Origin of the sequence: Rhizobium sp. S163, from assembly GCF_030380805.1 — a bacterium.
Taxonomy (GTDB): domain Bacteria; phylum Pseudomonadota; class Alphaproteobacteria; order Rhizobiales; family Rhizobiaceae; genus Rhizobium.
In genome coordinates this window covers 790,200-804,450 of the sequence record NZ_JAUDSA010000003.1, presented here as the reverse complement: position 1 = coordinate 804,450, position 14,251 = coordinate 790,200, and the positions used below count along the sequence as shown (strand labels likewise).

Sequence of the window (14,251 nt, the reverse complement as noted above, 5' to 3'; positions counted from 1 at the left end):
AAGATCATGATCCCGGTCACCACGCTTTCTGGAAAAAAGGTCGCGCTCTTCGGGCTCGGCGGTTCCGGCTTCGCCACGGCGCGCGCCCTGATCCTTGGGGGCGCGGAGGTGACGGCGTGGGACGACAATCCCGACAGCGTGACCAAGGCCGCGGCCGAGGGGATACATACAGCCGATCTCAGGACGATCGACTGGAACGCGCAGTCGCTGTTCGTGCTGTCGCCGGGCGTTCCTTTGACGCATCCGAAGCCGCACTGGACGGTCGATCTGGCGCGCGCCGCCGGCGTGGATATCGTCGGCGATGTCGAGCTCTTCGTGCGCGAGCGCCGGGCGCATGCGCCCGATGCGCCGTTCATCGCCATCACCGGCACCAACGGCAAGTCGACCACTACGGCGCTGATCGCCCATATCCTGAAGTCGAGCGGCCGCGACACGCAGCTCGGCGGCAATATCGGCACTGCGGTGCTGACGCTGGAGCCGCCGAAATCTGGACGGTTCTACGTCGTCGAGTGCTCGTCCTACCAGATCGACCTCGCGCCGACGCTCAACCCGTCGGCCGGCATCCTGCTCAACCTTACGCCCGACCATCTCGATCGCCACGGCACGATGCAGCACTATGCCGACGTCAAGGAGCGGCTGGTCGCGGGCAGCGACGTCGCCATCGTCGGCGTCGACGACAGCCATTGCGAGATGATCGCCGACCGTATCGAGCGGGCAGGCGGCAAGGTCACGCGCATCTCCCGCCGCCATGTGCTCGCCGACGGCATCTATGCCGAGGGCACGAAGCTCATCCAGGCGCAGGCGGGTGCCGCACTGCCGATCGCCGATCTCGATGGCATCCCGACGCTGCGCGGTAGCCACAACGCGCAGAACGCGGCGGCCGCCGTCGCCGCCTGCCTTGCGGCCGGCGTCTCGGTCGAGGATATCCGCGCTGGTCTCGCATCCTTCCCGGGCCTCAAGCACCGCATGCAGCCGGTCGGCCGGCGCGGCAATGTGGTGTTCGTCAACGATTCCAAGGCAACCAATGCCGATGCGGCCGCACCGGCTCTATCGAGCTACGATCGCATCTACTGGATCGCCGGCGGCCTGCCCAAGGCGGGCGGGATCACGACGCTTGCGCCGTTCTTCCCGCGCATCGCCAAGGCCTATTTGATCGGCGAGGCAGCAGCGGAATTCGCCGCCACGCTCGGCGAGGCTGTTCCCTACGAGATCTCGGGAACGCTTGACCAGGCGGTGGCGCATGCGGCCGACGATGCGGCAAAGGACGAAAGCGGGCCATTGGCGGTCATGTTAGCACCGGCTTGCGCAAGCTTCGACCAATATAAGAACTTCGAAGTCAGGGGCGATGCATTTGTGAGCCATGTGGCAGCGCTCGACGGAGTAACCATGCTGATCGGTTCGGCAACAGGAGAGAAGTGACATGGTAAGTCGTGCGGAACGCGGGGCATTGGCCGATTGGTTCTGGACCATCGACCGGTTCTTCCTGGCGATGTTCATCTTCCTGATGGGCATCGGCTTCATGCTGTCGTTTGCCGCATCGCCGGCGGTGGCCGAGCGCATCGGGCTGGAGCCGTTCCACTTCGTCAAGCGCCACGCGGCCTTCATGATCCCGTCGCTGGCGGTCATGATCGGCCTGTCGTTCCTGACGCCGCGGCAGGTGCGCCGCACGGCGATCCTTCTGCTGATCGTCGCGATCGCGATGATGCTATTGGCGCTGTTCTTCGGCGTCGAGGTCAAGGGTTCGCGCCGCTGGGTGACGCTCGCCGGCATCTCGATCCAGCCGTCGGAATTCATGAAGCCGGCCTTCGTCGTCGTCTGCGCCTGGCTGTTTGCGGAGCATGCGCGCCAGCCGGAAATCCCGGGCAATCTCTTCGCCATCATCCTCTTCGGCATGGTCGCGGCGCTTCTCGTGGCGCAGCCCGACCTTGGTCAGACCATCCTGACGACAGCGGTGTGGGGCGGCATGTTCTTCATGGCCGGCATGCCGTGGCTGTGGATCATCGTGCTCGGCGCCGGTGGCGTCGGCGGTCTCGTCAGCGCCTATTACGTCTTCCCGCACGTGGCGTTGCGTATCGACAAGTTCATGACCGGCGAGGGCGACACGTTCCAGATCGATACGGCGCGCGAGGCGATCATCCGTGGCGACTGGTTCGGCCAGGGTCCGGGCGAGGGTATCGTCAAGCGCATCATCCCCGACGCGCATACCGACTTCATCTTCTCGGTCGCCGCCGAGGAGTTCGGCATCATCTTCTGCATCGCTCTGGTCTTGCTGTTTTCGGCGCTGGTGCTGCGCGGCCTGTCGCATGCCTACAAGGAGCGCAACGATTTCAACCGTTTCGCCGTCGCTGGCCTCGTGCTGCAGATCGGCATACAATCCATCATCAACGTGGGCGTCAATCTCGAACTGCTGCCGGCGAAGGGCATGACCCTGCCGCTGATTTCCTACGGCGGTTCGTCGATGGTCGCCATCTGCGTCACGGCCGGGTTCATTCTCGCGCTGACGCGCCACAGACCGGAAAAGCGTGCGCAGGAGCGGAGCCTGTTTCGCGTCGCGCACGGCATTCCGGCGGAGTAAGACCATATGAGCAAAGGCATCGTTCTGCTTGCCGCCGGGGGAACCGGCGGCCACGTGTTTCCGGCGGAGGCCCTGGCCTACAAGCTGAAGGAACGCGGCTATTCCGTGCATCTGGTGACGGACAGCCGGGCGGAGCGCTATGCCGGCAAATTCCCGGCCGACGAGATCCATGTCGTGCCGTCGGCGACGATCGCCTCGAAGAACCCTGTCGCTGTCGCGCGTTCGCTGTGGACGCTGTGGAGCGGCATGCGGGCGGCCAAGCGCCTGATCGGCCGGCTGAAGCCTGTCGTGGTCGTCGGCTTCGGCGGCTATCCGACGGTGCCGCCGCTGCTCGCCGCCACGCGTCTTGGCGTGCCGACGATGATCCACGAGCAGAACGCCGTGATGGGCCGCGCCAACAAGGCGCTCGCCAATCGCGTCAAGGCGATCGCTGGCGGCTTCCTGCCGGAGAATGGCGGTGCCTTTCCCGAGAAGACGGTGACGACGGGCAATCCTGTTCGCCCTGCCGTCATCGAGGCGGCGAAGACGCCCTACACGCCGTCGTATGCCGGCGAGCCGTTCAATCTCGTCGTCTTTGGCGGCAGCCAGGGCGCGCAGTATTTTTCCAAGGCGATGCCGACGGCGATCAGCCTGCTCGACGACGATCTGCGCGCGCGGCTCCGGATCACCCAGCAGGTCCGCCCCGAGGATATGGGCATGGTCGGCGATTGCGTCGCCAAGCTTCAGATGGGCGCCGCATCCGACATCGCGCCCTTCTTCACCGATATGGCCGAGCGGCTGGCCAAGGCGCATCTTGTCATCTGCCGCTCCGGTGCCTCGACGGTTTCCGAGATCTCGGTCATCGGCCGTCCAGCGATCCTGGTGCCTTATCCGCATGCGCTCGACCACGACCAGGCGGCCAATGCCGCGTCGCTGGCGGCGACCGGCGGCGCCAAGGTGATCGTGCAGGCCGAACTCTCGTCCGAGAAGATCGCCTCGATCCTGACGCACACGATGAACGACCCGGAAAAGCTGGCGCGTATGGCCGCCGCCGCCAAGCAGGCGGGTAAACCTGATGCAGCGAACTTGCTTGCCGACATGGTAGAGGCTATTGCGGCGGGACGTACAATTGCAGAGTTCAAGGGGAAAAGCGCATGAAAATGCCGAAGGCCATCGGCCTCGTCCATTTCATCGGCATCGGCGGTATCGGCATGAGCGGGATCGCCGAGGTGCTGCACAATCTCGGCCATCGCGTCCAGGGATCCGACCAGGCCGATAGCGCCAACGTTCAGCGCCTGCGCGACAAGGGCATCGAGGTCTTCGTCGGCCACAAGGCCGAGAACCTTGGCGATGCCGAGGTCGTCGTCGTTTCGACCGCGATCAAGAAGGACAATCCCGAGCTCATCGCCGCGCGCGAAAAGCTGCTGCCCGTGGTGCGCCGCGCCGAAATGCTGGCCGAACTGATGCGCTTCCGCAATGCGATCGCGATCGGCGGCACGCACGGCAAGACGACGACCACCTCGATGGTCGCGACTCTGCTCGAAGCCGGCGGGCTCGATCCGACCGTCATCAATGGCGGCATCATCAATGCCTACGGCACCAATGCCCGAATGGGCGAGGGCGAGTGGATGGTGGTGGAGGCCGACGAATCGGACGGCACCTTCCTGAAGCTTCCGGCCGACGTCGCCGTCGTCACCAATATCGACCCCGAGCATCTCGACCATTACGGCAATTTCGATGCCGTGCGCGCCGCGTTCCGCCAGTTCGTCGAGAACGTGCCGTTCTACGGCTTCGGCGTCATGTGCCTGGATCACCCCGAAGTGCAGGCGCTGGTCGGCCGCATCGAGGACCGCAAGGTCGTGACCTATGGCGAGAACCCGCAGGCCGACGTGCGCTTCATGAACGTGCGCATCGACGGCGCGCGCTCGACCTTCGACGTCGAAATCCGCCGCCGCCGCACCGGCCAGGTCATCAAGCTCGACAATCTCGTCCTGCCGATGCCCGGCCGCCACAATGTTTCGAATGCGACCGCGGCGATCGCCGTCGCCAATCGCCTGGGCATGTCGAGCGAGGATATCGCCAAGGGGCTTGCCTCCTTCGGCGGCGTCAAGCGCCGCTTCACGCTGACCGGCGAATGGAACGGCGTCCAGATCTTCGACGATTACGGTCACCATCCGGTCGAGATCAAGGCCGTGCTGAAGGCCGCGCGCGAGGCGTGCAAGGGCCGCGTCATCGCCGTGCACCAGCCGCACCGCTACTCGCGCCTGGCGAGCCTGTTTGAGGAATTCGCCGCCTGCTTCAACGATGCGGACAGCATTTTCCTGGCACCGGTCTATGCCGCCGGCGAAGAACCGATCGAAGGCGCCAACGCCGAAGCGCTTGTTTCGCTGATCAAATCGGGCGGGCATCGCGATGCGCGCTTCCTCGCCTCTCCCGAGTTGTTGCCTGAAATGGTCGCAGAGATTGCAAAGCCAGGCGATTTTGTGGTTCTGTTGGGGGCTGGGAGTATCACTTATTGGGCAGCCGCGCTGCCCAAGCAACTGGAAGGCCTTTCGGGTAGATCCGCATGAAACAGGTGAATGGGCAAAAGCTTCTTGCGTCGCTGGGCGACGGTGTAAAGGACATCCGCGGGAGGATTACACCGGATGCGCCGATGGACCGCGTCACCTGGTTCCATGCCGGTGGCCTTGCGGAACTGATGTTCCAGCCGCACGACGAAGAAGATCTGATCGCTTTCCTGAAGATCCTGCCCGAGGATGTGCCGATGACCGTGGTCGGCGTCGGTTCGAACATCCTGGTCCGCGATGGCGGCATTCCCGGCGTGGTTCTGCGTCTCTCCGCCAAGGGCTTCGGCTCGGTTGAACTCGCGGGTGAAAACCGCGTGCGCGCTGGTGCCATCTGCCCGGACAAGCATGTTGCGGCCATGGCGATGGACAACGGCATCGGCGGTTTCCATTTCTACTACGGCATTCCCGGCAGCATCGGCGGTGCCGCGCGCATGAACGCCGGCGCCAATGGCGGCGAGACGCATGATCGCGTCGTCGAGGTCACCGCGATCGACCGCAAGGGCAACAAGCACGTGCTGTCGAATGCCGACATGGGCTATGAGTATCGCCATTCGTCGGCCGCCAGCGACCTGATCTTCACCTCGGTGCTGTTCGAGGGCTATGCCGAGGACCGCGCCAAGATCCGCGCCGACATGGATGCGGTGCGCAGCCATCGCGAGACGGTGCAGCCGATCCGCGAGAAGACCGGTGGTTCGACCTTCAAGAACCCCGAGGGCCACTCCGCGTGGAAGCTGATCGACGAAGCGGGATGCCGCGGTCTCGTCATCGGCGGCGCGCAGATGTCGTCGCTGCATTGCAACTTCATGATCAACAACGGCCAGGCGACCGGCTACGACCTCGAATATCTCGGCGAGCAGGTTCGCCGCGAGGTGTTCGAGCATTCCGGCATCAAGCTGGAATGGGAAATCAAGCGCCTGGGCCTGTTCATGCCCGGCCGCGAAGTGCGTCCGTTCCATGGCGTTACGAGCGAATAGGCTCTAGCCGAAACGTTTGGTGAAGGCGGTGGTGAAGGTCACCCCGCCGACATCGTCGCTGGCGTCGCCGATCGCCACATCCATTGTATTCCCTTTGATACGCACGAGGCTGAAGCCGCCCATGAAGGCGGCGCGGGCCTTGAAGACGTCGATGCCGCCGGCCTGGTAGGCCATGCGCGTGTCGTGCTCGTGGCCGTGGAAAATGCCGATTACGTTGTAACCTTCAAGGGTTGCGAGCAGTTGTTGACGTTCTGATTCACCCCACCAGTGCGGCGCGCCGCTGCCCTCAACGGTGAAGGTGCTCTTTTCCGGATCCCAGCGTTCGAGCGAGAACTTGTCCCATCCATAGTGCTGGAAGATCACGACCGGGCGGCCGTCGGCGGCATAGGCTGCGAGGTCGCGCTTCATCCAGTCGAGGCTGTTGGCTGTCCCTTTGGTGTTGTCTCCGCCATACCGCTGCGCCTGGATGAGGTGCAGTCCGCCCCAGTTCCAGGAGTAATTGTCGGAGGCCTCGTCGTAATTGTCGACGGGCACGACCGGCTTGAAGAAGACGCTCGGCTTGTGGTTCAGCTGAACGTAGTCGGGCAGTTCGTCGCGGTACCAGTCGACCTGCGGGGGATGGCCGTCCTGGTCGAGATCGTGGTTGCCGAGGCCGACATAGACGGGGAAGTGGATATGGTCGGCGCCCGGTCCTTGCTGATAGCGATGCGAGAACTGCAGGAGCTGCGACCCCTCCGCGAATTCCGCCATCTGGCCGCCGCCATCATCGGTGACGTCGCCGCAGACGATGACGCCCTGCGGCTTGGCGATAGGCTGGCCCGCGAGAGCAAAGCCGGTGGGCTTGCCGTCAATTGCTTCCGGCCATGTCTGGTGGTGGATGTTGTTGAGCGCCCTGATGTGGCGCAGCAGGTTGGCGTCGGTCTTGCCCTCGGCCTCGCAATTGGAGCTGAGACCATCGCCGATACGGCAGGCGTGGATGTCGTTGATGACGAGGAAGGTGACGTCGGTATCGGGGACGCCGGCGGCGCGGGCGAGGGGCGGTAGAGATAGCGACAGGCCGGCGCCCAGGCCCTGCGTCAGCAGCGATCGTCGTGTCAGCATTCGTCTCTCCCCAGCCGTTGATCGCATCGAAAATAGTGGCAGGGCGTTAACAGACGGCAACGAAAAAGGCCGCGGCGGTTTCCCGTCGCGGCCTCGCATGTTCAAGAATGAACCGATCAGACTTCGTCGCGGCCCGAGGCCAGGATGCAGATCAGCGTGATGACGGCCGAAAGGCCGAGATAGTAGCCGACATAGAGCATGCCGTAGTTTGCCTGCAGCCAGGTGGCGATGTAGGGCGCCAGCGATGCGCCGAAGATGCCTGCGAGGTTGAAGGTGATCGACGAGCCGGTGTAGCGCACGGCAGTCGGGAAGGGGGCTGCGAGCGCCGTGCCGATCAAGCCGTAGGTCATGCCCATCAGCGCCATGGCGACGATCGCGAAGACCAGGATGCTGCCTTCGCCGCCAGCCATCAGGCCGGGGAGCAGGAAGGAGAACAGGCCGATCAGGACGGTCGTCAGGATCAGCATTTCGCGGCGGCCGAAGCGCTCCGCAAGCTTGCCGATGATCGGGATGAAGATACCGAAGGAGATCGAGCCGACGATCTGGATCTCGAGCGCGTCGAGGAACGGGATCTTCAGGACCTTGACGTTGTAGGAGAGGAGGTAAGCCGAGCCGATGTAGAACAGCACGAAGGTAGCGAGCGCCACGAAGGTGCCGAGGAACAGGCTGCGCTTGTGCTTGCGGAAGACTTCGGCAACAGGAACGGCGACGCGCTCCTTCTTGTCGATGGCCTTCTGGAAGTCAGGCGTTTCGGTGATCGAGAGACGAACCCACAGGCCAATGACGATCAGGACGATCGAGGCGATGAAGGGAACGCGCCAGCCCCAGGCCAGCAGCTGTTCCTGCGGCATGAACTGCAGCAGCACCCAGAAGATGCCCGAGGACAGGAAGAGGCCGAGCGGTGCGCCGAGCTGCGGGAACATGCCGTACCAGCTGCGCTTGCCCTCAGGCGCGTTTTCGGTTGCCAGCAGCACCGCGCCGCCCCATTCGCCGCCGAGGCCGAAGCCCTGGCCGAAACGGCAAAGCGCCAGCAGCAGCGGTGCAAGAACGCCGATGGACTCATAAGAGGGAAGCAGGCCGATGATGACGGTGGAGATACCCATCGTCAGCAGGGCGGCGACCAGCGTCGTCTTGCGGCCGATCCTGTCGCCGAAGTGGCCGAAGACCACGGCGCCAAGCGGACGGGCGAAGAAGGCGATGGAGAAGGTCGCGAAGGAGGCGAGCAGCGCGGTGGTCGGATCGCTGTTCGGGAAGAACAGCGTCGGGAAGACCAGCACGGCGGCCGTCGCGTATACGTAGAAGTCGAAGAATTCGATGGTGGTGCCGACGACGCTTGCGATCAGAACGCGTGCCGGCGAGTTGAGCGGTGCACTGTTCGATGAAGCTGATGTCGGCGATACTGGTATCGCGTCTGACATTTTCATTCCAATCGGGATTTCGGTTGTATGCCCTTGGGAGGCTAGGGGCTCATAACGCAATTTTAATTCGGCGCAAACGTTATTCGCGCAATAAACCGACAAAAACTAGGGTGCTTGCTTTTTCAGCCGGAAAGTCAGGCGCCCGATCGTGTCCCAATCCATGTTTCCAGCGGTTGCAGGCGCGGTGGACACCCGGATTTGCGTGTGCGCAAATCTGGAAGCAGCCTGCGTTCGGAGTCTGCTTTGGCACGATCGCTTAAACTTTTTGTTTCGCTTTGACATATCGGCCGTAGCGCTTGGCGCTGCGGGGTTTTCGCGTTTCGACTGCTGCGCCCGACTGTCACAATTCATGACGGTTCGGGGAAGAAGTTAACAAAAGTAAACGCTTCGTTAACCATAATGACGCTCTAATACACGTGCGCCAGGCGAGCCAGATTCGGAAAAAGCCAGCTTGGTGCAAGCCTTGGAATGCAAAGTACGGATTATTTTGGGGGTATCTATGAGTCGCAAGCATGTCGCTGTCCTTATGGGCGGATTTTCCTCGGAGAGGCCTGTCAGCCTTTCGTCCGGGGCGGCGTGCGCGGATGCTCTCGAGGCTGAAGGCTTCCAGGTGACCCGTATCGATGTCGATCGCGACGTCTCCGCCAAGCTGTCCGCTCTCCGTCCCGATGTGGCGTTCAATGCCCTGCATGGACCATTCGGCGAAGACGGGCTGATCCAGGGCATCCTTGAATATCTCGAAATTCCCTACACCCATTCCGGCGTTCTGGCCTCGGCGCTTGCCATGGACAAGAGCAAGGCAAAGGGTGTCGCCGCCGCCGCCGGCATTCCTGTCGCGCAGTCGCAGGTGATCAACCGCTTCGCTTTTCCCGCCGAACATCCGATGAAGCCGCCTTATGTGGTGAAGCCGGTGCGCGAGGGTTCGAGCTTCGGCGTCGTCATCGTTCAGGAGGATCAGTCGCGTCCGCCGCAGATCATCGGCTCGGCCGAGTGGCGGTATGGCGAAGAGGTTCTCGTCGAGCGCTACGTGCATGGCCGCGAGCTGACCTGCGGCGTCATGGGCGATCAGGTGTTGGGTGTGACCGAGATCGTTCCGCAGGGTCACAGCTTCTACGATTACGATTCCAAGTATGTGGCCGGTGGTTCGAAACACGTCATTCCGGCGAAAATTTCACCGAATATTTACCAAAAAATACAATCATTGTCCCTAAGGGCGCATCAAGCAATTGGTTGCCGTGGAGTGAGTCGGTCGGATTTTCGGTACGACGATCGCTTCTCCGAAGACGGCGAAATCATCTGGCTGGAGATCAATACTCAGCCAGGCATGACTCCAACCTCGCTTGTGCCCGAAATGGCCGGTCATGCCGGCTACTCGTTTGGTGAATTTCTTCGTTGGATGGTGGAGGACGCTTCTTGTTCTCGGTAACGGTCAAAAGGATGGGGCGCCCAAGCCATCAAGCCGAGCCTTCCTATGCTGAAGGCGATGGGCGCATCGTGCTGCCGCGGCCTCTGCGTCGCGTCGTCCGCTTCCTTGTTAGTCTCGGCAGCGGCCGCATCTACATTCCTGCCCATACGGGTACGGTATCGGCGCTGGCGTTCTTCGCCGCGACGGGTTTCTACGGCATGTCTCTGGGTGGTCACACGGAAGTTGTCGCCCAGGCGACGACGGCCGCCGCCGGCTTTGCCGTCGAGGACGTGAAGGTGTCCGGCAACTCCGAGACCTCCGAAATCGATATCCTCCAGCTGATCGGTCTCGACGGCACGACCTCGCTCGTGGCGCTCGATGTGGATGCTGCGCGTCAGAAGATCGCGAAGCTTCCCTGGGTCGAGAGCGTCGAGGTCCGCAAGGTCTATCCGAAGACGATCGAGGTGAAGCTCAAGGAGCGCGAAGCCTACGCGATCTGGCAGCATGGCGCCGAGCTCTCGCTGGTCGAGAAGGGCGGGGCGGTCATCGCGCCGCTTCGCGACAACAAGTTTTCGCAGCTTCCGCTGGTTGTTGGTCGCGGCGCCGAAGTGGCTGCCGCTTCGCTCGCCGACGAGTTCTCCAAGTGGCCCGATATCAAGGCGCGCGTGAAGGCCTATGTCTGGGTCTCCGGTCGTCGCTGGGATCTGCACATGGACAATGGCGTCGTCGTCAAGTTGCCGGAAGACGATGTCGACCAGGCGCTGGCGCGCCTTTCGAAATTCAACGGCGAGCAGGCGCTTCTCGATCGCGATATCGCGGCCGTCGATCTTCGCCTCTCCGACCGTATGGCCATCCAACTGACGCCTGAAGCCATGGAGCGCCGTCAGCTTGTTCTCGATCAGCGCACCAAGGATTTGAAGAAGGCGGGGCAGAATATATGAGCTTGTTCGGTTCGTCCCATTTTGGATTGCCGCGCCTGAAGCCGCTTTCGTCCAAGCGGTCGCATGTCGTTTCCGTGCTCGACATCGGTTCGACGAAAGTCGTCTGCATGATCGGCCGGCTGACGCCGCGCGAGGAGAGCCAGATCCTCCCCGGTCGCACGCATAACATCGAAATTATCGGCATCGGCCATCAGCGTTCGCGCGGTATCAAGACCGGCGCGATCTCGGATCTGGATGCGCTGGAAAGCGTCATCCGCCTCGCGGTCGATGCAGCCGAGCGCATGGCGGGCCTCACCGTCGAGAGCCTGATCGTCAACCTGACGGCCGGACGCCTCACCAGCGACATCTACACCGCCACCATCGATCTCGGTGGCCAGGAAGTCGAGCTGAACGATCTGAAGAAGGTTCTGGCGGCAGCCTGCCAGCAGTCGCTGCGCCAGGATCGCGCCGTGCTGCACTCGCTGGCCACCGGTTTCTCGCTCGACGGCGAACGCGGTATTCGCGATCCACTGTCGATGTACGGTGACGTTCTCGGCGTCGACATGCATGTGGTGACCGCGGAGCGCACGGCTCTGAAGAACCTCGAGCTCAGCGTCAACCGCGCGCATCTGTCAGTCGAAGGCATCGTGGCTACGCCTTACGCCTCCGGTCTTGCCGCTCTGGTTGACGACGAAGTCGAACTCGGATGTGCCGCGATCGACATGGGCGGCGGCACGACGACGATCTCGGTCTTTGCCGAAGGCAAGCTGGTGCACACGGATGCCGTCGGTCTCGGCGGTCATCACGTCACTACCGATCTGGCCCGCGGCCTGTCGACCCGCATCGAGGACGCCGAGCGTCTGAAGGTGGTTCATGCTTCGGCCATGGGGAACTCTTCCGATGAGCGCGAGCTGATCTCGATCCCGCCGATCGGCGAGGACGATCGCGATCTGCCGACGCAGGTGCCGCGCGCACTGGTGTCGCGGATCGTCAGCGCCCGCATCGAGGAGACGATGGAACTCATTCGCGACCGCATCCAGCGCTCGGGCTTCAGCCCGATCGTCGGCAAGCGCGTCGTGCTGACAGGCGGCGCAAGCCAGCTGACCGGCCTTGCCGACGTTGCCCGCAAGATCCTTGCCCGCAACGTCCGTATCGGCCGCCCGATGGGCGTCTCGGGTCTCCCGACCGCTGCCAAGGGTCCGGCCTTTTCGACGGCGGTCGGCCTGATGATCTATCCGCAGGTTGCGGACCAGGAAACACATGCGTCACAGAGCGGTCTGCTCATGTCGCTTGGCGGAAATAGCAGCCGCTTCGCCCGAATGGGCCAGTGGCTGAAGGAAAGCTTCTAGAAATTGAGTGAATTGGCCGGCGTGGCGATGCGGCCATAAAGAGAAGGAACGGGTACCATGACTATCAAGCTGCATACGCCAGATATCACTGAGCTGAAGCCGCGCATCACCGTGTTCGGCGTCGGCGGTGGCGGTGGCAACGCTGTCAACAACATGATCTCCGCTGGTCTCCAGGGCGTCGACTTCGTCGTTGCCAACACGGATGCCCAGGCACTGACGATGACCAAGGCAGAGCGCATCATCCAGCTCGGCGCCAGCGTCACCGAAGGTCTCGGCGCGGGTTCGCAGCCGGAAGTCGGCCGTGCAGCTGCTGAAGAATGCATCGACGAAATCGTCGATCACCTGAACGGCACCCACATGTGCTTCGTCACCGCCGGCATGGGCGGCGGCACCGGCACCGGTGCGGCTCCTGTTGTTGCACAGGCTGCCCGTAACAAGGGCATCCTGACGGTTGGCGTCGTGACCAAGCCGTTCCACTTCGAAGGCGGCCGCCGCATGCGTCTGGCCGAAGCGGGCATCCAGGAACTGCAGAAGTCGGTCGACACGCTGATCGTCATTCCGAACCAGAACCTGTTCCGTATCGCAAACGACAAGACGACCTTCGCCGACGCATTCGCGATGGCCGACCAGGTTCTCTACTCGGGCGTTGCCTGCATCACCGACCTGATGGTGAAGGAAGGTCTCATCAACCTCGACTTCGCCGACGTTCGTTCGGTCATGCGCGAAATGGGCCGCGCGATGATGGGTACCGGCGAGGCTTCCGGCCAGGGCCGCGCGATGCAGGCTGCGGAAGCCGCGATCGCAAACCCGCTGCTCGACGAAACCTCGATGAAGGGCGCACAGGGCCTGCTGATCTCCATCACCGGCGGTCGCGACCTCACACTCTTCGAAGTCGACGAAGCCGCTACCCGTATCCGCGAAGAAGTCGATCCGGATGCGAACATCATCCTCGGCGCGACCTTCGACGAATCGCTTGAAGGCATCATCCGCGTTTCCGTCGTTGCCACCGGCATCGACCGCGCGATGAACCAGGACGCTGGCAAGACCTTCCAGCCGGTCCAGAAGCCGATTATCCGTCCTTCGGCGGCCGTTGCTCCGGCTCCGGCCGCAGTCCAGCCTGCCCCTGTCATGCAGCAGGCACCGAAGGCCGACCAGATCGCGCAGACCATCCGCATGGCCGAAGCCGAAATGGAACGCGAACTCGACATCCACGCTCCGCGCGCGGCTGCCCCGGTTCACCAGCAGCCTGCTCCGCAGGAAACCTTCCGTCCGGCGAGCAAGATCTTCGCAGCTCCGGAAGCCGCACCGATCATCCGTCCGGCTCCGGTCCAGCAGCAGGCACCCGTGATGCAGCAGCCGGCTCCGCAGCCTGTGATGCATCAGCCGGCGCCGGTCATGCAGCAGCCTGCTCCTGTCATGCAGCAGCAGCCGGTCCGCATGCCGAAGGTCGAGGACTTCCCGCCGGTCGTTCAGGCCGAGATCGATCATCGTTCGCAGCCGGCACCGGTGTCGCATGCGCATGAAGAGCGCGGTCCGATGGGCCTCCTGAAGCGGATCACCAACTCGCTTGGTCGCCGCGAAGAGGAAGTCGCTCCCGAGATGACGTCGGCTCCGGCAGCGTCCTCGCAGCAGCGCCGCCCGCTGTCTCCGGAAGCGAGCCTTTATGCTCCGCGTCGCGGAAACCTGGATGATCAGGGCCGTGCCGTACCGCAGGCCCGCATGATGCAGGAAGACGATCAGCTCGAAATTCCGGCCTTCCTTCGCCGCCAGTCGAACTGATAAAGACACGCAGAATCGCCACGCAACAGCCCGGGAGTTCGCTCCCGGGCATTGTTGTATCAGGCACTCCGATTTGCGCCTGATTGCCTTGTGATTTCAAATGCATGCTTTCGTAACAATGCGAAAGAAACAGTGATTTGGATTGCAGCGCGGGCACACGTATGTATGGGCTGCAAAACCGTCT

At 63.0% G+C, this 14,251-nt stretch carries 11 protein-coding genes; 9 read left to right on the top strand and 2 right to left on the bottom strand.

What is annotated here, in order from left to right:
* Window positions 1–6: 6 nt before the first annotated feature.
* Genes murD through murB form a run of 5 tightly spaced genes read left to right on the top strand, consistent with a single transcriptional unit; the run spans window position 7 to window position 6,095 of the window.
* The gene (gene murD / locus QTL96_RS04210) at window positions 7–1,419 is read left to right on the top strand and encodes a UDP-N-acetylmuramoyl-L-alanine--D-glutamate ligase (protein WP_289726795.1); all 1,413 of its coding nucleotides are present in this window, start codon (window positions 7–9) and stop codon (window positions 1,417–1,419) included.
* Window position 1,420: 1 nt separating this feature from the next.
* Window positions 1,421–2,575, top strand: coding sequence for a putative lipid II flippase FtsW (gene ftsW / locus QTL96_RS04205; RefSeq protein WP_026282825.1), 1,155 nt, complete (start codon window positions 1,421–1,423; stop codon window positions 2,573–2,575).
* Window positions 2,576–2,581: 6 nt separating this feature from the next.
* Window positions 2,582–3,712 carry an undecaprenyldiphospho-muramoylpentapeptide beta-N-acetylglucosaminyltransferase gene (gene murG / locus QTL96_RS04200; protein ID WP_289726794.1) on the top strand — a complete coding sequence of 377 codons (1,131 nt, stop codon included), beginning with the start codon at window positions 2,582–2,584 and terminating at the stop codon, window positions 3,710–3,712.
* Window positions 3,709–5,124: a UDP-N-acetylmuramate--L-alanine ligase gene (murC, locus tag QTL96_RS04195; RefSeq protein WP_018897569.1), complete on the top strand. Its 1,416-nt coding sequence runs from the start codon at window positions 3,709–3,711 to the stop codon at window positions 5,122–5,124. The genes murG and murC overlap by 4 nt, the downstream gene beginning before the upstream one ends.
* Window positions 5,121–6,095, top strand: a complete 975-nt coding sequence (murB, locus tag QTL96_RS04190; protein WP_289726793.1) for a UDP-N-acetylmuramate dehydrogenase — start codon at window positions 5,121–5,123, stop codon at window positions 6,093–6,095. The genes murC and murB overlap by 4 nt, the downstream gene beginning before the upstream one ends.
* A gap of 3 nt (window positions 6,096–6,098) precedes the next feature.
* Here murB and QTL96_RS04185 read toward each other — a convergent pair whose 3' ends face one another.
* Window positions 6,099–7,196, bottom strand: coding sequence for a metallophosphoesterase (locus QTL96_RS04185; protein ID WP_289726792.1), 1,098 nt, complete (start codon window positions 7,194–7,196; stop codon window positions 6,099–6,101).
* Between the two features lie 116 nt (window positions 7,197–7,312).
* Window positions 7,313–8,614 (bottom strand): MFS transporter, encoded by a 1,302-nt coding sequence (locus QTL96_RS04180; RefSeq protein ID WP_113198358.1) that lies wholly within the window; start codon window positions 8,612–8,614, stop codon window positions 7,313–7,315.
* A 499-nt stretch (window positions 8,615–9,113) separates the two neighbouring features.
* Between QTL96_RS04180 and QTL96_RS04175 the strand changes: the two genes are divergently transcribed.
* Genes QTL96_RS04175 through ftsZ form a run of 4 tightly spaced genes read left to right on the top strand, consistent with a single transcriptional unit; the run spans window position 9,114 to window position 14,067 of the window.
* Window positions 9,114–10,040, top strand: a complete 927-nt coding sequence (locus QTL96_RS04175) for a D-alanine--D-alanine ligase (RefSeq protein ID WP_026282826.1) — start codon at window positions 9,114–9,116, stop codon at window positions 10,038–10,040.
* A complete protein-coding gene (locus QTL96_RS04170) occupies window positions 10,028–10,960 on the top strand; it encodes a cell division protein FtsQ/DivIB (protein ID WP_113198360.1) in 933 nt (310 codons plus the stop codon). Before QTL96_RS04175 ends, QTL96_RS04170 begins: the two co-directional genes overlap by 13 nt.
* Entirely contained in the window at window positions 10,957–12,288 is a 1,332-nt protein-coding gene (ftsA, locus tag QTL96_RS04165) for a cell division protein FtsA (RefSeq protein ID WP_018897575.1), read from the top strand. Before QTL96_RS04170 ends, ftsA begins: the two co-directional genes overlap by 4 nt.
* A 57-nt stretch (window positions 12,289–12,345) precedes the next feature.
* Window positions 12,346–14,067: a cell division protein FtsZ gene (gene ftsZ / locus QTL96_RS04160; protein WP_018897576.1), complete on the top strand. Its 1,722-nt coding sequence runs from the start codon at window positions 12,346–12,348 to the stop codon at window positions 14,065–14,067.
* Window positions 14,068–14,251: the final 184 nt, after the last annotated feature.